This window comes from Terasakiispira papahanaumokuakeensis (assembly GCF_001709345.1).
In the GTDB taxonomy this organism is placed as follows: Bacteria; Pseudomonadota; Gammaproteobacteria; order Pseudomonadales; family Halomonadaceae; genus Terasakiispira; species Terasakiispira papahanaumokuakeensis.
Window position 1 is genome coordinate 3276464 of record NZ_MDTQ01000001.1, and the last position, 22818, is coordinate 3299281.

Consider the following 22818-nt stretch of genomic DNA (forward strand, 5'->3'; position numbering starts at 1 on the left):
CGATGGCGACATCACTTCTGTACAGCGGCCATGGCTGGGCGCCACAACTCCACGCGATTGCGTCCTTTATTTTTCGCCTCATACAACGCCGTATCCGCTTGGGCCAATAAACGCTCGTAGCTGGGAGCGGCGAGACTATCACTGACACCAAAACTAGCGGTTATCCATAGATCACGGGGTAAAGAAGGATGCGGCCCTTTCTCTAACGCCACTCTTAGCTGATCACAATAAGCTCGTGCCTGCATCATGGTCATATCTGGGAACATCAGCGTAAACTCTTCTCCCCCCCAACGAGCCACACGACAGGAAGGAGGTGCGACCCGCCGTAATACATCGGCGACAGCACAAATCGCCTTATCCCCCACGAGGTGAGACCACTGATCGTTAATACGCTTGAAATGATCAATATCAATAATCGCCAGCGCTAACGCCTTCTGAGCATTTAAGGACTCTTGAAAACATCCCTCCAACTCTTCATCAAAGGCTCGCCGATTAGGGAGTCCAGTCAGCTGATCCTCTCGCGCCTGCTGCTCGAAGGCTTCAGCCTGCTCACGCAAGGCATGAGTCTGACGAGCGACCTGCTCGCGTAGCAACACAGCATTATGTTCGAGCTGACGCACTCTCCAGCGCCAGAAGGCAACGAACATCAGAAGTATCAACAACCCCGTGAGCACCTGAACACTGCGCCTTTCCCATAAATAAGGCCGAATGGTGAAGTTGACCCGGGCCTCCGTATCATGCCACTGGCCATAAGGATAACGAGCACTGACCCGGAAGGTATAGTGACCCGGGGCCAAATTCGTGTATTCCGCAATATTCTGTGTACCACGATCGACCCAGTTACGGTCAAACCCCTCGAGCCAAGTGCGATACTCAATACGCTGTGGCATAACATAGCCCAGCCCAGCATAACTAAAGCTAATGCGTCGCTCATTCGGGGGCAATTGAATCCCCTGCACCCACCCCTGGGAAACACCTTCTACCGCGATGTCTTCGATGACGACAGGTAAACGGGTTTCACCAAAACGCGATAGCATCTGGGGCTGTACCGAGACAACACCACTCGCAGTCGCAAACCAAACGCGCCCATCTGGGGTCAGTGTCGCTGCGGGGTTAGACCCACCGTTGGCCTGAGAGCTGGTCATGCCATCGCGCTCACCATAACGCTCAACCTCCAGTCGTTGCTTTTGACCATCGGCCACCGCCATCGCTTGATCATAGTCCACATGAATAATGCCGCGGTTAGATGAAAGCCAAAACCCCTCAGAGGTATCCCGCACCACCTGGAAAATTTTATCGACCGGTAATCCTGCTCGACGCCCAATCAAGCCTAACTGACCATCACTCATTCGATAGCGGATTAAACCGCGATCGGAAGCAATCCAGGCATAATCAGATTCAAGATAAAAACCAAAGGCGTATTCGGCATGATCCTCTCCACTCAAATCCAGGGCATGTAAATCCCCACCTGGCGTCATGATCACAACCCCTTGTGCAGTGCCGACCCATAACCGCCCTAGAAGGTCCCAGGCTAAAGCCATGACAAAGTTACTGGGCAATCCATCCGCCAGCGTATAAGTCTTTTTAAGCTGATTCCCTTGCCAGTACTGCAATCCTCGGGTTGTTCCAATCCAGATCCCATCAGGTTGCTGATTATCTGCCAGCATGACACGGACTTCATTACTCGCCAGCCCTTGTTTGCGACTTAAAAAAGGCGTGAAAGCACCATTCTGCCAACGCAGTACACCTTGAGTATAAGTGCCCACCAATAGACTATGTTGAGGTCCGTTCATCAGACTCAAAATCGAAGGGCCGCTCTGCTCCTCCTGATGCCAAGATCTTACTTGATGCCCAATAAGGTGTGATAAACCGTTACTCGTCCCTAACCAAACACTCCCATCGGCTTGACCCAGTACGCTGCGAACATAGTCACCTGCAATGCGTTGTCGGCGAGTCCAACTGGTAAAAGGCGCCGCCCTAAACCTCGCCAAGCCGCCGTTAGTCCCCACCCAGATACTACCTTCACGGTCCTCCAACAGCGATAACACACGACTATTCATCAATGCATCATAAACATTCAGATACTCGAGGTGGCCCTTGCTAAGCCTCATCACGCCATGACGCATAGTGCCAATCCATAAATCACCCTGTCGATCTTCCAATAAGCGCGTCACTGTCATACTAGAGAGGTCAGGGTGCAAGGAAACAAAACGTTCCCCCTGACGACGCCATACCCCACCGACCCCACCAACAATGAGTTGATTGCTCGATGTTCTAAGTAGTGCATACATAGGACGATCAGGGAGACCAACCGCTTTGGCCATATGCTGAGGGGCTAACAGGCGCGCAGGACTCACTCGATAGAGGCCTTCACTGGTTGCCGCCCAAATCCCCCCCCCTGGCATTCGCAATAAACGCGACACCGAAATATCTGGAATCAGCGTTTGATCATAATCACGCGTTTGCAGATCTAGGCCTGGACGACGTACCAGCCCTCGGCCTTCTAATGCCAGCCACAGACTACCATCAGGCGCACGAAGCACATCGTTGATCATCGCCTCAGCCGGCGCATAAGCCAGCCAGTGACCATGCCGAACATTAGAGAGTCCACCGCGAGCGCCGGCAACAATTAAGTTGCCATCCGTCTCACTACGTAAGGCCCTCAACCCAGAATCAGGTAATCCGGTCTCGCGACCACGTTCAAAGTATCGAAAAGTACGGCCGTTATAACGCGCCAGCCCTTCCCAAGTGGCAAACCAGAGGTAACCATCCCGAGTTTGGGCCATGCTATTAATGCTGTTATGGGGGAGACCGTCACGCGTGGACCAACGGTCGATAAAGTAATCCTGAAGGGGAAGCTGAGCCGCAAGGGTTGACCCGGCAATGCACCACCATAAACACGCTATTCCCAGGCGCACAAACCAAGGCATAATCAGTCTCAGCTCAAAAAAAGCATGTCCATTAAATAATCAGAGGATTTCAATTTAAGTGTTTCTCCAGCATTTTTCCATAGATCAAGTCAGAATCCCTTGTATTTTCTCCAGATTACCCTAATAGATTATAGGGTAGGCACATTAAATCCCTACTCACAAAGGAGAGACGTATGGGTCTTGAATTTGGCGGTATTCTAGGCTTGATTTGGTTACTGATCATCATCTGGGCCATTGTTAAAGTCGGCAGTAGTGGCGCCAGTGGCCTGGCCAAAGCAATCTGGATTCTGATTTTACTCTTTGCTCCAGTATTGGGTTTTATTGTATGGCTTCTGATCGGCCCTAAAGGTTAACTTGAAATCACTTCAGCATTGACTGCGAAGAGATCAAAATAGGCCAGATAAAACCGGGTTGAGCTAACCCGGTCATTCTTGCTTTTGCAACCCTAAAAGCGATAGATGGAAAAGCTTACACTTCGATTCATCAGGTCTCTCTCATTAGAACCATTTCATTAGACCTATCGCATCAGGACGATCTCACCAGACCTAGGTCTATAAAGTGAAAGTGATCAGCCCTATAAAGACTGCTGCTCCAGGAACGCACGTCGAGCACTAATCCGGGCCCACGACGGGCGTTGATACAAACGGTTAGCTCCCCATCCCGCAATCATGCCCATAGGCATAAAAGGCAACAAACCAATCAAGGTCAACCACATCCCCAACCGCTTGCGCACCCCCATCAGCAATAAGGCCCCCAAAGCACTGACCCCACAAGCCACCACCAGCCCGATCTTAACGGCGGTCAAACTCATTGCGGGCATGCCCATGCCTAAAGCTTCGAACAGACGATCTATCAGCCAAAGCCCCCAAGTTAAATTCAGTAAAAGACCACCCCATAGCGCGATCATGCCGGCACCTCCTCGTGACGCCTAAGATTCACGCTCAAACTAGGGATATCCTTACCCGCTGGCGATTGTCGCCGCCCTTCGACAATCGGTAAGACCTGACCTGCCTGATACCCATTCAGTCATTCACATCAATATGCGCTAAGCCCGTGTCATGGGGGGGTGTCGACATGAGACCAAGCAACCCAAACTGTCGTACTCAATCGACATCACTAAAATCACAACTCACTATTGCAAATAACAATCAATATCATTTATGCTTTCTATCACCCGCCATGAGATGGCCTTAATCACACGGATTGAAGCCTCGACATTAACGCAGGTATACAGACAGGAGTCTCACCATGCGCTTTATTCCTTCAGCACTCGTTGTGATGGCCCTGGCATTTGCCATGACCACCCCTATTCCGTTGATCAGCTAAGCTTGTCGACCTACCTATGCATCAAGATCAAACAAAAACGCCACCGATAACAATACCGGTGGCGTTTTTATAGGCTTTAGGTCGGCCAAGATATAATCACATACTTTGCCGAATAAGACGCTTACAGCGGCTACCTGTAAACGTCTTTTTATAATAGGGCTCCACCACTCGATGTGGAGCCCTAAATCATCACAACATCAATCCCAGTTAAGAGCACCGCCGACTTGATACTCAGTCACACGGGTTTCAAAGAAGTTTTTCTCTTTGCGCAAGTCGATGATTTCACTCATCCACGGGAAGGGGTTCTCTGCGCCCGGATACACTTCTTTCAGACCAATCTGAGCTAAACGACGGTTACAGATAAAGTGTAGATACTCTTCCATAATGGCGGCATTCATCCCCAGCACGCCACGCGGCATCGTATCTCGCGCATAGGCGATTTCCAGTTCCGTCCCTTCAATGACCATCTGGGTGACTTCTTCCTGAAACTCAGGTGTCCACAAATGAGGGTTCTCGATTTTGATCTGGTTGATCATATCGATCCCAAAGTTCAGGTGCATGGATTCATCACGCAAAATGTACTGGAACTGCTCGGCCACACCGGTCATTTTATTGCGTCGCCCCATAGATAGAATCTGGGAGAAACCGCAATAGAAAAATACCCCTTCCGTGACGACATAGAAGGCGATCATGTTGCGCAGCAGCTCTTGATCCGTTTCTGGTGTACCCGTCTGGAAATCAGGACGTGCCAAGGATTGAGTATGTTTCAAGCTCCAGGCAGATTTAGCCGCAACAGACGGTACTTCACGATACATATTGAAGACTTCGCCTTCATCCATCCCCAGCGACTCCACACAATACTGGTAGGCATGGGTATGAATGGCTTCTTCAAACGCTTGGCGCAATAGATACTGACGACATTCCGGGTTAGTGATCAGGCGATAGATCGCCAACACCAAGTTATTGGCCACCAGAGAATCGGCTGTCGAAAAGTACCCTAGAGAACGCATGACGATCAGGCGTTCATCATCCGTCAGGCCATCCTGGCTCTTCCACAAAGCAATATCCGCATTCATGTTAATTTCTTGCGGCATCCAGTGGTTGGCCGTCCCATCCAAATACTTCTGCCAAGCCCAATCATATTTGAACGGGACCAATTGATTGAGGTCGGCGCGACAATTGATCATGCGTTTGTCATCAACTTCAATCCGCTGCGCACCCATTTCCAGCTCTTCGAGACCTGCCGCGACATCCAGTGCTTCCAATGCCTCACGAGCCTGAGCCACACGGGCTTCTGTAGTGGCAGGCACGGCACGCGCCTGAGGCGCAGGCGTTGGTTCTGGGGCTACCGGCTGAGGGGTCGACTCAGCGACTTGAGGTTTAGCTTTCGGGGTGGCCGCTGCCGGAGCCTCTTCTTCGTAATCATCCCAGCTCAACATGGGGATTATCTCCTAAAATATGGGGGCTATTAAAAAAGTAGCACTTGAGCATCAGGGCTTAAATTGGCCTCTGAACAGTGCATCAAAGTAAAAATACGTCAAAGAACACCCGACCTGGTGCCTAACAAATAAGACGGGTCATCTACGATAGACTGAAGGCTCGGCGAAACCTCTCCGCCGAGCCCAAACATCACCTATTGACAGGCTTCACAACCCAGTTCATCCAGCTCTGCGGCTGTGGGTGCGCGACGACCAGCGGCTTGCGGGTTTTGTAAAAATTCATCAACGCCACGAGGGGCTGATTTTTGCGGTGCCGGAGCGGCTGACGGTGCGGCCTCTGGTGCAGAGGAATTACCCACCGCATTCAGGCTAGAACGATTCACCGTTGATTTTTCAACCGAAGTCGCTCCTAAAGCACGCAGGTAATAAGTCGTTTTCAGGCCGCGATACCAAGCCATACGATAGGTCACATCCAACTTCTTACCCGAAACGCCCTGAATATAGAGATTCAGAGACTGTGCCTGATCAAGCCATTTCTGACGACGCGAAGCGGCATCAACCAACCATTTGGGCTCAACCTCAAATGCAGTGGCATAACGAGCTTTCAAATATTCCGGTACCCGCTCAATCGGCTGTAACGAACCATCATAATATTTCAGGTCGTTCACCATGACCTCATCCCACAAGCCCGCTTCTTTTAGATCCGCCACCATGAAAGGATTCACTACGGTGAATTCACCTGACAGGTTCGATTTCACATAAAGATTCTGATAAGTCGGCTCGATCGACTGAGAGACACCACAGATATTAGAAATAGTGGCCGTCGGCGCAATGGCCATCACATTAGAGTTACGCATGCCCTGAGTGGTCACCTTATGGCGCAAGTGATCCCAATCCTGAGTTGACGAGGTATCGACTTCGATAAACTCGCTGCCACGCGCCTCACGCAAGCGCTCAATAGAATCCAGGGGTAATACACCCTGACTCCACAAAGAGCCCTCAAAAGTTTCATAACAGCCGCGCTCTGCCGCTAAGTCACTGGAAGCTTCAATCGCGTGATAACTGATCAGCTCCATAGAGTGGTCGGCGAAGGTCACCGCTTCATCGGAAGCGTAAGCAATACCCTGTTGATAAAGGGCATCCTGGAATCCCATGATGCCAAGTCCAACCGGGCGATGCTTGAGATTCGAATTGCGGGCCTGCTCAACAGCGTAATAGTTGATATCGATAACGTTATCGAGCATCCGTACTGCAGTTTTCACGGTCTGCTTGAGCTTTTCCGCATCCAACTCACCATTAACGATATGACGAGACAGATTGATCGAGCCCAGATTACATACCGCAATTTCGTCTTTAGAGGTATTCAGCGTGATCTCAGTGCACAAGTTTGAGCTGTGTACCACGCCAATATGCTGCTGCGGGCTACGCAGGTTGCACGGATCTTTAAACGTAATCCACGGGTGGCCGGTTTCAAACAGCATCGACAGCATCTTGCGCCATAGATCCTGCGCTTTCACCCGTTTAAATAGTTTGATTTCGCCATTGCGTGTTTTCACTTCATAACGTTCATAAGCTTCACGGAACTCATGGCCATAAAGGTCGTGTAGATCGGCGCAATCAGAAGGAGAGAACAGCGTCCACTCTTCATCTTTAAATACACGCTCCATAAATAAATCCGGCACCCAGTTGGCCGTATTCATATCATGGGTACGACGACGGTCATCACCGGTGTTTTTGCGCAGCTCCAGAAACTCTTCAACATCCAAGTGCCAAGTTTCCAGATACGCACAGACGGCCCCTTTGCGCTTTCCGCCCTGATTGACGGCAACCGCAGTGTCATTGACGACTTTGAGGAAAGGCACCACGCCCTGGCTTTTTCCGTTCGTACCTTTAATGTAAGAGCCCAGCGCACGAACTGGCGTCCAGTCATTGCCAAGACCTCCCGCCCATTTGGACAACATGGCGTTATCACGGATAGCCGTGTAAATACCATCCAGATCATCCGGTACAGTGGTCAAATAGCAAGACGACAATTGGCTCCGTACCGTGCCTGCATTGAACAAGGTCGGCGTTGACGCCATGTAATCAAAGTGTGACAACAGCTGATAAAACTCAATCGCACGCGCTTCTCGGTCATCTTCATTCAGCGATAACCCCATCGCAACGCGCATAAACATCACCTGAGGCAGTTCATAACGCACGCCATCACGGTGGATAAAGTAACGGTCATACAGTGTTTGCAGACCTAAATAGGAAAACTGCTGATCGCCTTCTGGGTTCAAGGCCGCGCCTAAACGCTCAAGATCAAACTCTGCTAAACGGGGATCCAGCTGCTCATACTCAACCCCACGCGCGATATAAGCCTTGAAGGCCTGTGGGTAAAATTCACGCATTTCATGGTAAGTCGCATTTTCTGCAACCTCCAAGAAAGACAAAGCCTCACTACGCAGGTTGTCCATCAACAGACGCGCCGTCACATAAGTGTAATTAGGCTCTTTCTCAACCAACGTCCGCGCCGTCATCATCAAGGCAGTAGACACGCCTTGAATCGGCACACCGTCATAAAGATTTTTCAGTGAATCATCAACAATTCGCTTAGAATCAACATTCGCTAATCCTTCACAAGCCTCAGCCACAATAGTTTCGATGCGACCCAGATCCAGTGGTCGCTGACTACCATCAGGTTGAGTCACGCGAATACTCGGATGCGGTTTACTGATGCCATTATCCATCGCAGCACGCATACGCGCATGCTCTTCGCGATACAGGACATAAGCGCGAGCCACTTTTTGCTCACCGGCACGCATTAGCGCTAATTCGACCTGATCCTGGATATCCTCAATATGCACCGTACCGCCATCAGGCATGCGACGCTGAAAGGCTTCGGTAATTTGCTCAGCCGCCTCTTCAACAAAGTCACGAATGCGGCTGGATGCATCGGCTTCACTCCCTTCAACTGCGATAAAGGCCTTACGCATGGCCACCGCAATCTTGTCGGAGCTATAAGGAGCAACATCACCGGTGCGTTTAATCACGCGTAAACTACCCGGTGCCGTCATTGCCAGGCTATCCTGGTCATTAGAAGTCACGCTTTGCATGTTCAGGCCTGTTCAGATTTCGTTTCAAAAGGAGCAGAAAAGTAACGTATTACGTTTCAATTGTCGGCGCTCAAAGAGATTCAATTAAGCACTTGTCAAGAGTTGACATTGCAATCCATGGCTGGTGAGCGCGGAGGTTTCAACCCCTATATATGGGCATCACCGCTATTCGAGGCACAAGATAGTGTTGTTTTGCCCATCATGCAAGTGCTAGAAAAGTGGATAAGTTGTGGGTAGTTTGTGTGTGGTTACTGCTCACTTACCCGGCAGCCAAGCAGGGGCCTAATGAAGGCCACTCAGTCTCGTGCATACCACGCGATACAGATGAAACTTTTATATCGGTATTGACGCACAGATTGATCTAGATGATCGTTACACTAAGCTCAATTGTCATGCGCTCTGGTTGGGGTATGATGAGCGCTGAACAAGTCGTTGAAGTTTCAATAAACAAAAGAGAGATGCCCGTGGAAGCGCATGACACTCCCCGCATCCTGATCGTCGAAGATGATACTCGTCTGGCGACGTTGACTCAGGAATATCTGGAAGGCAATGGTTTCCAGGTCGCCGTAGAGGAAGATGGCAACCGTGCGGTTGAACATATTCTTCAGGAACGACCGGACTTGGTAATCCTGGATGTAATGTTACCTGGTGAAGATGGCTTAGGCGTCTGTCGCCGTGTGCGCCCGGATTACGCGGGCCCTATTCTAATGCTGACCGCCCGAACCGACGATATGGATCAGGTACTCGGCTTAGAAATGGGCGCCGACGATTATGTCGCTAAGCCTGTGCGTCCGCGTGTTCTGCTCGCTAGAGTACGGGCACTGCTACGCCGAGCTGACTCGCAGCCACTGCCCGAAGATGATGACGGTGCACCAGCCCGTCTAGAGTTTGGCGACCTAGTCATTGACAGTGCCATGCGTGAAGCTTGGCTCAATGACGAAGGTATTGATTTAACCAGCGCAGAATTTGATCTGCTATGGCTATTGGCTTCAAATGCCGGTCGCGTATTGACGCGTGAAGAGATCTTCACCGCCTTACGAGGCATTGAATATGACGGGCAGGATCGCTCTATTGACGTCAGGGTCTCACGTATTCGTCCGAAGGTCGGCGATGACCCGATGCACCCGCGTCGTATTAAAACGGTGCGTAGCAAGGGCTATCTGTTTGTGCGCGAGGTCTAAAGCTCGGGGTCTAAGGCGTGAGGCCTAAAGTGCCAGAATTAAAGCGCTGGCCCTTAAGCACTAAACCTTAAGCACTAAACCTTAAGCACTGAGCTTAATAAATAAGCGTTGAGTTAGCGACTTAAGCCAAAAGCCCAAAAGACGGATACAGCATGAACATATCCATCATGCTGCAGGCCTCTTCACGTGAACCATCATTCTCGTGAGGAGGCACCGTTTGGACAGACTTCTGTACCGGCGCCTTGCCTATCGCTAAAATCGATCGCACCGATCATGACCCAACAATTGAGCTCAACACCACTTTATTTATTGTCTTCCAGGCATGCGCGCGTTGATCGGCACCGCTGATCGACACTATAGACACTTGGTTTATCACTGTAGCCAGATGTTTAAAACTATAGCGATTTGTTCAAAAAGGACATCAGCCCGTGCCTGCGTTATCTGTCACTTCGCGTGTGGTACACCGCATTAGCATGGACACGTTTTGGCCATGAAAGCAGAACGCAACCGTCTGGTCAGGCAGGTTCTGGGAAATATCTTCCTACGCGTCTATGTCGGCATGTTGGGGGCTCTGATCCTAATTGTCCTGCTCTCAGTGGCGATTGTCGCCATGACCAACTTGATTCGAGAAGAAGCGTATCAAGAAAACTTGCTCAGCGGCTTATTTTCAACGCTGATCAATGAAGCCTCGCCCTTGCCGCCCGCATTAAGAACCCATTGGGTTGAAGAACTTAATCGCACATTGGGGCTTGAGCTCAGCTTACAGCCGCTGAATAAGCAAGATTGGAGCAGCTGGTCACTCGAGCGCTTTCACAATGGGCGAGTCATTGTCGAAAAACGTCCGACAGGTGAATTGCAAGTCATTCGCCAATTGCCCGGAGAGCCGACACTGCTGGTCGGGCGCTTATGGCGCGTCACAGAACAGCAAGCCAGTGCCTCGATTTACCTGATTCTGCGGGATCTGCAACGTACGCCCATGGAATTGCGTCATGAACGCTTGAAAATCTTACAGAGCCGATTCCGCTACGACATCGCACTGCTTGACCAACTACCAAGAACTGTCGACCCACTACAGCGCCAGCGTCTGGATAGGGGAGAACAAGTGGTTCTCTTTTCAGACGATGCCCAAACCGTGGTCAGCTATGCGCAGATAGGCCCGGGCACTTGGTTAAAACTGGGCCCCATTGCACTGTTCAATCAATATCCGGTGAGTCTATTGGCCGGGGTATCCCTAATGGCACTGCTGTTACTCGGGACGGCCACTTGGTGGTTTATTCGCACGCTGGAAAAGCGATTGCGACAGGTTGAAAAAGCGGCCAGTCAGATTGCTGCGGGAAATCTCAATAGTCGCGTTGCCACTAACAGTAGCGACTTTGTCGGCCGCCTCGCCCAGTCATTTAATCGCATGGCTGAACAGGTTCAAGGATTACTGCGCACGCAACAAGAAATGATTCATGCGGTTTCACATGAACTGCGTACTCCAGTGGCACGTGTCCGCTTTGGCATGCAGATGATTGAAGATTTTACCGATGATCCTGCTATTCATAAGCAGTTAGCCGGTATCGATAAGGATATTGATGAGCTCAATGAACTCGTCGACGAAATTTTAACCTACGCCCGCTTAGGGCAAGATGGTTTGAAACTGAGCTTCGCACGCAGCAATGTTGTGCAGCTCACACGAGAAGTCGTGCAGAGCTTTCAACGCACCCAGCCTCAACTCACGTTGGTACTGGATGTCAGTGGCAGCCATGCTTACCAAGGTGATGCCAGTATCGAGCCACGTTACTTCCAGCGCGCAGTGCAAAACCTCGTGGGTAATGCTATTCGCTATGCCCGACACCGCATCAGAATACGCTGCCACTTTGAAGCTGAAACACTCAGGGTTGATGTTGAAGATGATGGAGAAGGTATTCCTGAACATGATTGGGAGCGTGTTTTTGCCCCCTTCTCTCGTCTGGACGATAGTCGGGCGCGCAGTTCAGGGGGTTATGGTCTCGGGCTCTCCATCGTGCAGCGTATTACGTACTGGCACCGCGGAGGTGCTTTGGTTGATCGCAGCCCAACACTTCAGGGGGCGCGTTTCTCCTTGTTACTGCCGCGCGAACAATTGGATTCAGACCCCCCTTTACGTGCTCCCATTTAATGGAGTCGCCCAGCAACATGAGTCTAGGGATAGGAAAACACGACTGACACGGCTTTTTGATCGGGATCAAGGTGTTATTAGCTCAACATCGTATGCTGACCCTGCAGTTCATTGGAATGCAGGTTGAGCGGTTAGAGTAACCGCATCTCCTTTCATGGAGAGGCCTTCCGAATTTCGGAGGGCCTTTTTTTATTCCGCCATTTTTTGTGTTTGTGCCACAGCATTCTTCGCCCTCCCCTCTCTCAACACCACACCGGTCATGCTAAGCATCATCTGGCACCTCCTGAGCATCATGCGCTCGCCCGAGAAATATCATCCATAAATTAAACTCCCGACACAGGCGCACTGAGCAAGACTAAAGCCCGTAAAGACACACAAACGCACCTTAAAAGTGCATTTTTATTTTTTCATGCACAAAATTGGAACACAGGCGATAAAAAAGGGATGATCCACAGCCCTCAAAGCCGCTAAATTCAGAACATTGCGAGCCTTAATAGTCGTAATGGCCATTTCTGGTGCGGCTTTTGCATCGGTCTTGTATCCAACAGGAGGCGACGATGAGTCCAACAAGTGCACAGCCCCCACATTTACTCGACAACCTGACCACCGCCGTGCTGTTGCTTGATGGCGATCATATGACCATCGAGTATTTGAATCCGGCGGCAGAGATGCTCTTGGCGGCCAGTTTGGCTCGGGTTAAACATCAGCCACTGGCGTCATTGTTTCAGGAGGCCGATCAACGCCTAGACCCCTTACAAGAGGCGGTCGACAGTGGACACCCTTTTACTAAACGTGAGAGCGAACTCCAACTGCATAATGGCGATACCATTACAGTGGATTACACCGTCACCCCATTAAGCGAACACCAGCAGACCCAACTCATCGTAGAGATTGATCCACGGGATCGGCTACTGCGCATTTCTCGTGAAGAGGATATTTTCTCTAAACAAGAAACCGTACGCGTACTGGTCAGAGGTATGGCGCACGAAATCAAAAACCCACTAGGAGGTATTCGCGGCGCGGCGCAACTACTGGAAAGAGCCCTTCCAGATGAAAGCTTGCACGATTACACCCGTGTCATCATTGAAGAAGCCGACCGACTGCGCAACCTCGTTGATCGTATGTTGGGGCCACGCACGCTACCCGACATGCAACTGTTGAATATCCATGCCGTATTAGAAAGAGTCTATGCGCTAGCTGAAGCAGAGTTTGGTGAGCGAGTGCAGCTGATTCGAGATTATGACCCCAGCTTGCCAGAACTGACAGGGGATCAGGAGCAGTTGATTCAAGCTGTATTGAACATTGTCCGTAACGGCATTCAAGCGATCACCGAGTCAGGACAAACCAATGGTCGCATCCGCTTGCAAACACGAGCCAGACGTCAATTCACTCTAGGCATGTCGCGCCATCGATTAGTCTGTCAGGTACGTATTATTGACAATGGCCCAGGCATTCCCAGCGAGATACTGGAAAAGATTTTTTATCCCATGGTGAGTGGGCGCGCTGAAGGCACAGGACTTGGACTCACCATTGCTCAGTCAGTCGTACAACAACATGGCGGTCTGATCGAGTGTATCAGTCATCCAGGCCGTACAGAGTTCAGCCTGCTCTTACCTTTTGAACTCGACGACAAGAATGACCCCAATACGCCGACTCATCCATTGACAGGAGCAGTCTCATGACGTCTATGCAAGGCCATGTCTGGATCATCGACGACGATCGTTCGATCCGCTGGGTGCTGGAACGCGCCTTGGAACAAGAGAATATTCAAACGACAGCATTTGACCGGGCTGATGCAGCGCTTAAACAACTGAGTCGACAAAGCCCTGATGCGATCCTGACGGATATTCGCATGCCAGGTATGGATGGCCTTGAACTGCTCAGCACATTACGCCAAGCCCACCCCGACCTGCCCGTGATCATCATGACCGCTCACTCGGACTTGGAAAGCGCGGTGGCGTCCTATCAAGGTGGGGCCTTTGAGTATTTGCCCAAGCCCTTTGACGTGGATGATGCGGTCAGCTTAGTCCAACGTGCGATGCTACAAGCCAAGGAACAGCAACACGCTCCCGGCACCGAACAAGCCTCGATGCCACCGCAACACACTGAAATTATTGGTGAAGCACCGGCGATGCAAGAGGTGTTCCGCGCCATTGGTCGGCTGTCCCACTCCACGATCACCGTATTAATTAATGGTGAATCAGGCACAGGGAAAGAGTTAGTCGCTCAGGCCTTGCACCAACACAGCCCACGTGCACGTGAGCCCTTTATTGCACTCAACATGGCGGCAATTCCCCGCGACTTAATTGAATCAGAGTTATTCGGTCACGAAAAAGGGGCGTTTACAGGGGCTGCTGCTCAACGTCGAGGACGCTTCGAACAATCGCATGGGGGCACATTATTTCTGGACGAAATCGGGGATATGCCCGCAGAAACGCAAACCCGATTGCTCCGAGTATTGGCCGATGGCGAATTTTATCGCGTCGGGGGGCATACACCGGTCAAAGTGGATGTCCGTATTGTCGCCGCGACTCACCAGGATCTAGAGCATCTGGTTCATGAAGGCAAATTTCGTGAAGATCTATTCCATCGCCTCAACGTCATCCGCATTCATCTACCCGCTTTGCGTGAAAGGCGCGAAGACATCCCCCAATTAGCCGAACACTTTCTCGCATCAGCGGCCCGCGAACTGGAAACCGAGCCCAAAGTCCTTAAGCAAGAAACCCTAGACTATATGATGCGTCTGAACTGGCCAGGTAATGTTCGCCAATTGCAAAATACCTGCCGCTGGCTGACGGTGATGGCTTCAGGGCGAGAAGTGCTGATTGGCGATTTGCCACCAGAGTTATTGCACCAGAGTCCAGATCGTGTTTCCAGTGATTGGGAAACCGCGCTCAAGCAATGGGCGGAACAAGCCCTAATGCGAGGTGAAACCAAACTGCTTGATCACGCCATCCCCGCTTTTGAGCATATTATGATTGAGTCCGCACTGAAGCATACTGGCGGTCGTAAACGTGATGCGGCTGAACTACTGGGCTGGGGCCGCAATACCCTGACTCGTAAGCTCAAGGAACTGGGGATGAGTAGTACCGATCATCCAGAGGATGAATAGAGAGGATGAATAGGCTGTCAGATCAGAGGCGATGGCGTGTTATAATTGCGGGTCTTTGCAGACCCGCTGAGCCTGATCAATTCAGGCCGAGATCATCATCATGCCAAGTATTGTTCTTTTCCAGCCGGAAATTCCACCGAATACCGGCAATATTATCCGTTTATGTGCCAATACCGGCTTTGATCTACACCTGATCGAACCCTTGGGATTTGAGCTGGATGATAAACGCCTGCGTCGAGCAGGTCTCGACTACCATGAATGGGCTCGAGTACAAGTCCACCCAGACCTCAACCATCTACTCACCCAGCATCCTCATAGCCGGGTCATGGCCTTGACGACCAAAGGCAGCCGCCCTTATCACGAGCTAACATATCAAACCGATGATCTATTGCTGTTAGGGCCTGAAACCCGAGGTTTACCTGCGGAGATACTTGATAGTCTTCCGGCAGAACAGCGCCTTCGGATTCCGATGTTGGCCGATAGCCGCAGCCTCAACCTCTCTAACGCCTGCGCCATCGTCACTTATGAAGTCTGGCGTCAGCTGGGCTTTATTAGCGCCCGTTGATCCCAGGACAATACCTAGATGTGATCCATCCGTAGAGGTATTGTTAAACACCCACTCATGCGCGAAACCACTGCCAATATGGACCCATTACTGAGTAAGCTGAATCCTCGTCAACGAGAAGCAGTTGAACGCATTGATGGCCCCTTGCTGGTCCTAGCTGGAGCGGGCTCGGGGAAAACCAGCGTCATCACGACCAAGATGGCTTATCTAATCAAAACGTGTGGTCTCAAAGCTCGCCATATCTGTGCGGTCACCTTTACCAATAAAGCCGCACGCGAGATGAAAGAACGCGTCGGGCGCATGCTCAGCCGAGAAGAAAGTCGAGGCCTCATGGTCTCAACATTCCACTCTTTAGGGTTGGACATCATCCGTAAAGAAGTCAAACAGCTGGGTTACAAAAGCGGTTTTTCTCTCTTCGATGCCGAAGATGCTAAAGCGCTCATTCGCGATTTGATGCACAAAGATGCTCAGGTAGATGCTGACCAGATTAATCAGGTCCAGCATATGATCTCCAATTGGAAAAATGATCTGGTAGAGCCTGGCGAAGCCCTCTCCCATGCGGAAACACCAGATCATGCATTGGCCGCCCGCACCTATGAACTCTACAACCGCCATTTACAGGCTTACAATGCGGTCGATTTTGATGACCTTATTCGCCTGCCTGTACGCCTGTTCCAGCAACACCCAGAAGTACTGCAAAAGTGGCAACGACGCATTCACTATATGCTGGTGGATGAATACCAGGACACCAATATCAGTCAGTATCGACTGGTCCGCCAACTGATGCAGGAACGCCGCACATTTACGGTGGTCGGTGATGATGATCAATCCATCTATGCTTGGCGCGGCGCGCGGCCTGAAAACCTCGTTCAACTGAACGAAGACTTTCCCAACCTTAAGGTGGTCAAACTCGAACAGAACTATCGTTCCACCAGTCATATCCTCAATGCGGCGAACACCCTGATTGCTTACAACCCTCACGTCTATGAGAAGACCCTCTGGAGTGAAATGGGGCCGGGGGAGCGCATTCGCATTATCACTTGTCGTAATGAAGAAGCTGAAGCTGAACGCATCGCCAGCGAAATTCTCACTCGTCGCATTAAACAACAGTGCGCCTACCGGGATTTTGCGGTCTTATACCGAGGAAACCATCAATCCCGGCTATTGGAGATCAAGCTCCAAGCTTTTCAGATTCCTTATAAAATCAGTGGCGGCACCAGCTTTTTCTCGCGTAACGAGATCAAAGATCTCATGGCCTATCTGCGCTTGCTGATTAACCCAGCAGATGACAATGCCTTTCTACGTATCGTGAATATTCCTCGCCGTGAAATTGGCCCCTCGACACTAGAGCGATTAGCCAATTACGCCACACAGCGGGAAATCAGCCTTTTCTCTGCGTGCCACGAAATTGGCCTGGAACAGCATCTATCAGAACGTGCGATTGATCGTTTAAGGCGTTTTACCCACTGGCTGGATGGCGTCATTCAACGCTGTGAACAAGATGAGCCTATAGAGGCCATCAGCGAAATGATTCGCGACATGGATTACGATGCTTGGCTACATCAAAATGCCAGCGCCCCAACGGTGGCCGAACGTCGTTATGCTAATGTCTGGACCTTGGTCGATGCATTACGCGAAACCATGAAGCGCTTGCAGGAAGAAGATCCTGAGTCAGGCGTACGCGAGGCGATTGCACGTCTGGTACTGCGCGATATGCTAGAACAGCAAGCCGAGGAAGAAGATGATGACCGCGTCCAACTCCTGACGCTGCATGCGTCCAAAGGGCTCGAATTCCCTCAAGTCTTTCTGATGGGAATGGAAGAAGACTTACTGCCTCACCGGGTCAGCGTCGAGGAAGGTAATATCGAAGAAGAACGCCGACTGGCGTATGTCGGGATCACTCGGGCACGGGAACAATTAATGATCACCCTGACGCAGCAGCGTAAAACTTTCGGCGAAATGCTGAACTGTACGCCCAGTCGCTTTCTCGATGAGTTACCTGAAGAGTGTATTACCTGGGAAGGGCGCGAAACACGGGAAGAAGACAAACAAGAAAAGTTTGAACGCGGCATCAGCCACCTAGATGCAATCGAGGCAATGCTCGGCCCTAATAAAAAATAACCCACCGTACTTCAAGCGGTATCGTTAACCTAAACGACATCGCACCAGAAGCGCGATCAATGGGTACTGTTCAATTTAACACCAAGCAGCACTAGCCCAAAACGAGAAAGACCGGGCGGCACCCTCGCCGCCCGGTGACATCGCCATACCTTGGCGATTAGCGGCTGCCTTCTACAATATAGTCGACCGCCGCCATGACTTCCTCATCGGATAAGTCAGGCCGTCCACCTTTAGCAGGCATCGCATTAAAACCATTTAAGGCATGGTTATGTAATGTCTCCATGCCTTTATCAAGGCGCGGCGCCCAAGCTGCTGTATCGCCTAGTTTAGGGGCACCGGCAGCGCCAGTTGCATGACACGCCATACATACTTGATTATAAACCTCTTCACCCGAGAGGCTGCCGCTACTGGCTGCTGCCACAGGTGCTGCACCACCGCAATCCATTCCTTGCAGACACAATTCACCCACTGGCTTTAAACGCTCAGCCATTGCATCTGTATTGGCTGCCTGGGTCGGCATGCTTAACAAGCCCAGCACCATCATGCTCATCATGGCCAGATGACGGCCTACCCGAGTGCTCAATTTCACGCTCACCACCTCTAGTCAGTCGTTTCCGGCCAGAACATGACCTGCATCCCCAGCAGTGCCACTGAACTGTTCTGGCATTTTTCTTCAGGCGTTTAGATCAATCCGTCCTTTCATTACAAACCAAGAAAGGATGTTTTGCTATCTTGCCGGGAGTCCTCGCCCAGCGCGAGTATAGATTCAAACAACATTGATCTTGCTCAGGTTAATCTTGTCATTCAGCCCTTCACTAAGACCTACAACCGACTAATTCATCACTCAGACCCAATTCAGTGGCGATCTGGGTGGACAAGGGGCGCCGTAGGTCCTTATAATTCAACCCGTTTTCGCAGTATCTCCAACGGCGAGATCGAAAACAAGCGCCCGTAGCTCAGCTGGATAGAGTACTGCCCTCCGAAGGCAGGGGTCACAGGTTCGAATCCTGTCGGGCGCGCCATTCGATAGTCATATCATATGACAAACCTCCCTCTATCGTGCCCTTCCTTCAGCAATCAACTCCTCACCGAATACACACGCATCGCGCAAGTTAGGCTCGCGAATTGAGATCACGACCCATTGAAGACAGGTCGAACCAACCTCATATTGAATGTATTACAGCGTTCTAGTCCGTATTTATAGTTGAATACACGCTATAGTCAAACAAGGCTGGACGTGGGAAGCACCATCACCTTTGCGAAGCACAAACCTCGTCACATTGGAGGACCTTATGCGTGCTGATGAGTTTATGCGGAAATATGGTCTCGACAAGGACGACGATGAACAGACCGATCATAGTTTGCGAGGCCAAGCACTAGAACGCGCCCGTCACCCAGAAAACATGCAGGTGGGCACCCCTCATGATTGGGAGGATCTCGAACGATACCTCCAACAGGAAGAAGATCAAGCACCACCTCAACAACCGTCGTCTTCTCCAACGCCTAACCCTGAACATTCATCTCAATCAGCTCACACGCCTGAAGCGGGTCCATCAAAGGCGAAGTAATCTCATGAAGACAATAGCTTCATAGAGAAAACGGCCTTATGAAAAAGTAGCTTCACGGCACAACTAACGCCGCATTGATGTTGACTATCTGAGCCAAACTCATGCTTGATGGTCGATAGCAGACTCGTCATCAGTCATGATGATGAACCGACTTTGGCGAGTACCTGACCTCGCCCTTTAACCCCTGAGGAGATCGTTATGTCGAGCGAAAGCTATCACGAACCGGTGCCTGAACTCTCTCATGAGACCCGCGATATGCACCGTGCTATCGTTTCATTGATGGAAGAGATGGAAGCCGTTGATTGGTACAACCAACGCATGGATGCCTGCCAAGATGAAGAGCTCAAGGCCATCCTGAAGCACAACCGGGATGAAGAAAAAGAACATGCCGCGATGGTCATCGAGTGGATACGACGCCACGATAGCGTTTTCGATAAAGAGCTCCGTGATTACCTATTTACCGACGGTCCCATAGGACACCATGAGTAAACACTAGCGCTTTTATTCCAAACCTCATACACTGTATTTAAATACAGTGTATGAGGTGCATCATGCCCGCCCAAACACCGACACCTCCCCCTTTAATGCTGAATCGCATTAGTGCAGGCTTTCCGTCTCCAGCTACGGATTATCTCGACCGGCCACTGGATCTCAACGAGCTATGCATACAACGGCCTGCCGCAACCTTCTTCCTCCGTGTCGAAGGCAATTCCATGATCGAGGCTGGCATCTTCCCGGATGATATTCTAGTGGTCGATCGTAGCCTGACCGCTCGTCATGGGCATATCATCATCGCCCGACTTGACCAGCAATTCACCGTCAAAGAGCTGCAGCTAAAACCTCAACCTCAACTGAAAGCCCATCATCCACATTATCCTCCAATCCTACTCAACGAATTTCAGGATTTTGAAATCTTTGGCGTTGTGACCTGGAACCTACACTCGCTCAGAAATGGCCTTCGAGCACCATAATCGTCAGCATAAGAGGCTGAGATGAACGGCATCGCCCTGATTGACTGCAACAGTTTTTATGCCAGTTGTGAGCAACTCTTTCGGCCCGACCTGCGTGATCGAGCCGTTGTGGTACTCTCTAACAATGATGGCTGTATCATTGCCCGCAATGAACTCGCCAAGCAATTGCAAATTCCAATGGGCGTTCCTTTCTTTCAAGTACAGCGAGTCCTTGATCAGGCTGGCGCCGCTATATTTTCTTCCAATTACGCACTCTATGGAGACCTGTCAAACCGCGTGATGAGCCTATTAGAGCAAACAGCGCCAGAGATCGAGGTTTACTCTATAGATGAAGCCTTTGCGGACTGTAGCGGATTAGACTTGCCCAAGCAGATCGTCCTAGTGCAGCAAATGTATCAGCAAGTCACCCAATGGGTTGGCCTACCCATTGGTATTGGCTTGGCACCCAATAAAACACTCGCCAAACTCGCCAACCGCCTCGCCAAAACCGATGCTCACCGCCCTTGGATGATTGGCCCTGGGCAAGCCTCTTTACATGAAGCGCAGCATCGCGCCCAACTGTTGCCCCAAATACCCATTCACCAGGTTTGGGGAGTGGGTCAACGATTAGCCGCGCGACTCAGTCAAATGGGTATCAAAACAGCTGCAGATTTAGCTGAACGAGATCCAACGCTAATAAAACGTCAATTTAACCGGCTCCTGGAAGGCACCCTCAGAGAGCTCAGAGGCGAACGTATTTTTGCCTTAAATCAGGGGCCGGAGACTCAACATCACTGTATCAACAGCCGCTCCCTGAAGTGGTCCACCAATGACCCAACGATTTTAAAACAAGCACTCGCTACTCATGCGGCCAAGTGTGGTCGAAAATTGCGCAGACAAGGGCTTGTCGCCCGACACCTCAGCATTCAACTCAAAGGTAAGGTACGTGGCCTCAACGTGAGACGACAGACTTACCAAGCACTCGATCCGGTGAGTAATGATTCACGTCAGCTGATACAGCATGCTCATCACCTTTTTGAACAGCTCAGCCAACAAGATCCGACCTGGCAACACATCCGTTTCAACAAGGTCGGCGTTATCGTCGGTGACCTCCAAACCGCCGATAGCGTCCAATTAGACCTGCTGAGCGAACAGCCATCCGTACGTCATCAGTCATTAATGACGTTAATGGATCGAATGAACCAAAAAGGGCTCGGTCAGAGCTTTATCGCGGCCGAAGGCGGGCCCCAACAACACTGGCATATGCGCCGAGACCGACTATCCCCTCGTTACACCACCGTCTGGCAAGATCTACCACGTGTGAGTTAATAGGAATGTATTAAGCGTTACAACTCAGCCGATCTCAAAGCAACGAACCTCAATACCAAAAGGCCCAAACCGGTCAAGCTTGGGCCATGGGTTATCAATATCAAATATCAATAAAGAGTATCGGTATAATGCCTAACTATCTTGGGGCATGACATGAGCAGCACAGAGTTTATTGCCCGCGGGATCACGCAAATAGGCCAAATAGAGCTTTCTTTCTGGACTGGTCCGCACCCCGGGAGGATCTTCACAAGTCACCCCACCATGAGCCACCCCCGCAGCATGCCATGCATCCACTTGCTCTGGACTTTCGGCCTTAAAGCCTATGGTCATGCCATTGCCATGAGTCGCAGACTCACCATTAAGAGGCAAGGTGAGTGCCAAAACACCGGTATCGCTGAGATAAAAGCAGCGTCCTTTACTGTCCATCACCCCTTCAGAGCAACCTAAAACTTTAAGAGTCGCATCATAAAAAGCTTTAGAGACCTCAAGATCATTCGCACCCACCATGATATGACTGAACATTTAAACTCCTCAGCATCAAATTCACAGTATTTAGTCAGCGTTGTCTAGCGAACTGGCTATCGAACATAGTCCATCTTCGAACTTCAAACATAGTGCGCCTTTCTGGCAGAAAGCTCTAGTGATGGGGCTCCCGGTATCAGCTTGCGCTTTAGTCTAAGAAGTGGGCAAAGGTTTGCAGGGAAGCCCCGTACTGCCGAGGCCAGGGATTGATGGAGAGGTGTGATGGGCTGTGATTAATAGATATGGGTAGAGGGAGTTTTGCGGTTGAGCGCGTATTTTTATCGAGTGGATTTTGATTTGTACCCACAACGAAAAACGCCCTGCTCAATGAGCAGGGCGTTGGAATAGATGCCTGACGATGACCTACTTTCACATGGGGAGACCCCACACTATCATCGGCGCTAAGTGGTTTCACTTCTGAGTTCGGCATGGGATCAGGTGGTGCCCACTCGCTATTGTCGTCAGGCAAAACTGTTGGGATGATGCTATTGCAGCATCCCGAAAAGGGGCAAGTCTTCAAGCCGTATCGCCGAG

General features: G+C 50.8%; 17 protein-coding genes, 1 tRNA gene and 1 rRNA gene. 12 read left to right on the forward strand and 7 right to left on the reverse strand.

The features are described from left to right. Window positions 1-11 precede the first annotated feature (11 nt). Window positions 12-2930: a ligand-binding sensor domain-containing diguanylate cyclase gene (locus tag BFW38_RS14235; protein ID WP_068999499.1), complete on the reverse strand. Its 2919-nt coding sequence runs from the start codon at window positions 2928-2930 to the stop codon at window positions 12-14. Window positions 2931-3103: 173 nt separating this feature from the next. Between BFW38_RS14235 and BFW38_RS14240 the strand changes: the two genes are divergently transcribed. Continuing rightward, window positions 3104-3283 (forward strand): PLDc N-terminal domain-containing protein, encoded by a 180-nt coding sequence (locus BFW38_RS14240; RefSeq protein ID WP_068999500.1) that lies wholly within the window; start codon window positions 3104-3106, stop codon window positions 3281-3283. Between the two features lie 221 nt (window positions 3284-3504). Here the strand turns inward: BFW38_RS14240 and BFW38_RS14245 are convergent, their stop codons facing one another. The 3 genes from BFW38_RS14245 to BFW38_RS14255 form a co-directional block, all read right to left on the reverse strand. Further along, window positions 3505-3837, reverse strand: coding sequence for a hypothetical protein (locus tag BFW38_RS14245; protein ID WP_068999501.1), 333 nt, complete (start codon window positions 3835-3837; stop codon window positions 3505-3507). A 616-nt stretch (window positions 3838-4453) separates the two neighbouring features. Then, entirely contained in the window at window positions 4454-5695 is a 1242-nt protein-coding gene (locus BFW38_RS14250; protein ID WP_068999502.1) for a ribonucleotide-diphosphate reductase subunit beta, read from the reverse strand. 194 nt (window positions 5696-5889) lie between these two features. Beyond that, entirely contained in the window at window positions 5890-8793 is a 2904-nt protein-coding gene (locus tag BFW38_RS14255) for a ribonucleoside-diphosphate reductase subunit alpha (RefSeq protein WP_068999503.1), read from the reverse strand. 458 nt (window positions 8794-9251) lie between these two features. Between BFW38_RS14255 and BFW38_RS14260 the strand changes: the two genes are divergently transcribed. From BFW38_RS14260 to rep, 6 genes are all read left to right on the forward strand, one after another. After that, window positions 9252-9974 (forward strand): response regulator, encoded by a 723-nt coding sequence (locus tag BFW38_RS14260; RefSeq protein ID WP_069000504.1) that lies wholly within the window; start codon window positions 9252-9254, stop codon window positions 9972-9974. 490 nt (window positions 9975-10464) lie between these two features. Next, window positions 10465-12117, forward strand: coding sequence for an ATP-binding protein (locus BFW38_RS14265; protein ID WP_084004676.1), 1653 nt, complete (start codon window positions 10465-10467; stop codon window positions 12115-12117). Between the two features lie 557 nt (window positions 12118-12674). Beyond that, a complete protein-coding gene (gene glnL, locus BFW38_RS14270) occupies window positions 12675-13799 on the forward strand; it encodes a nitrogen regulation protein NR(II) (RefSeq protein WP_068999504.1) in 1125 nt (374 codons plus the stop codon). A gap of 5 nt (window positions 13800-13804) precedes the next feature. Then, window positions 13805-15229 carry a nitrogen regulation protein NR(I) gene (gene ntrC, locus BFW38_RS14275; protein WP_139116705.1) on the forward strand — a complete coding sequence of 475 codons (1425 nt, stop codon included), beginning with the start codon at window positions 13805-13807 and terminating at the stop codon, window positions 15227-15229. A 100-nt stretch (window positions 15230-15329) separates the two neighbouring features. After that, entirely contained in the window at window positions 15330-15794 is a 465-nt protein-coding gene (trmL, locus tag BFW38_RS14280; protein WP_068999506.1) for a tRNA (uridine(34)/cytosine(34)/5-carboxymethylaminomethyluridine(34)-2'-O)-methyltransferase TrmL, read from the forward strand. A gap of 57 nt (window positions 15795-15851) precedes the next feature. Further along, on the forward strand, window positions 15852-17915 hold the full coding sequence (gene rep, locus BFW38_RS14285; RefSeq protein ID WP_245686169.1) for a DNA helicase Rep: 2064 nt from the start codon (window positions 15852-15854) through the stop codon (window positions 17913-17915). A 157-nt stretch (window positions 17916-18072) separates the two neighbouring features. On the opposite strand, the gene BFW38_RS14290 is transcribed toward rep, so the two are convergent. Further along, window positions 18073-18504 carry a c-type cytochrome gene (locus BFW38_RS14290; RefSeq protein WP_245686170.1) on the reverse strand — a complete coding sequence of 144 codons (432 nt, stop codon included), beginning with the start codon at window positions 18502-18504 and terminating at the stop codon, window positions 18073-18075. A 356-nt stretch (window positions 18505-18860) separates the two neighbouring features. On the opposite strand from BFW38_RS14290, the gene BFW38_RS14295 reads away from it, so the two are divergent. The 5 genes from BFW38_RS14295 to BFW38_RS14315 all read left to right on the forward strand — a co-directional run bounded on the left by BFW38_RS14295 (window position 18861) and on the right by BFW38_RS14315 (window position 21762). Then, a tRNA-Arg gene (locus BFW38_RS14295) sits at window positions 18861-18937 on the forward strand. Window positions 18938-19207: 270 nt separating this feature from the next. Continuing rightward, window positions 19208-19483 carry a hypothetical protein gene (locus BFW38_RS14300; RefSeq protein WP_068999508.1) on the forward strand — a complete coding sequence of 92 codons (276 nt, stop codon included), beginning with the start codon at window positions 19208-19210 and terminating at the stop codon, window positions 19481-19483. 198 nt (window positions 19484-19681) lie between these two features. Further along, window positions 19682-19972: an encapsulin-associated ferritin-like protein gene (locus BFW38_RS14305; protein ID WP_068999509.1), complete on the forward strand. Its 291-nt coding sequence runs from the start codon at window positions 19682-19684 to the stop codon at window positions 19970-19972. Between the two features lie 62 nt (window positions 19973-20034). Continuing rightward, the gene (locus BFW38_RS14310; RefSeq protein ID WP_342668854.1) at window positions 20035-20454 is read left to right on the forward strand and encodes a LexA family protein; all 420 of its coding nucleotides are present in this window, start codon (window positions 20035-20037) and stop codon (window positions 20452-20454) included. Window positions 20455-20475: 21 nt separating this feature from the next. Further along, the gene (locus tag BFW38_RS14315) at window positions 20476-21762 is read left to right on the forward strand and encodes a Y-family DNA polymerase (RefSeq protein ID WP_068999511.1); all 1287 of its coding nucleotides are present in this window, start codon (window positions 20476-20478) and stop codon (window positions 21760-21762) included. Window positions 21763-21894: 132 nt separating this feature from the next. Here the strand turns inward: BFW38_RS14315 and BFW38_RS14320 are convergent, their stop codons facing one another. Together BFW38_RS14320 and rrf are read right to left on the reverse strand one after the other, a co-directional pair. Then, window positions 21895-22284, reverse strand: coding sequence for a VOC family protein (locus BFW38_RS14320; protein ID WP_068999512.1), 390 nt, complete (start codon window positions 22282-22284; stop codon window positions 21895-21897). A 350-nt stretch (window positions 22285-22634) separates the two neighbouring features. After that, window positions 22635-22750: ribosomal RNA gene (gene rrf / locus BFW38_RS14325) — 5S ribosomal RNA — on the reverse strand. Window positions 22751-22818 lie beyond the last annotated feature (68 nt).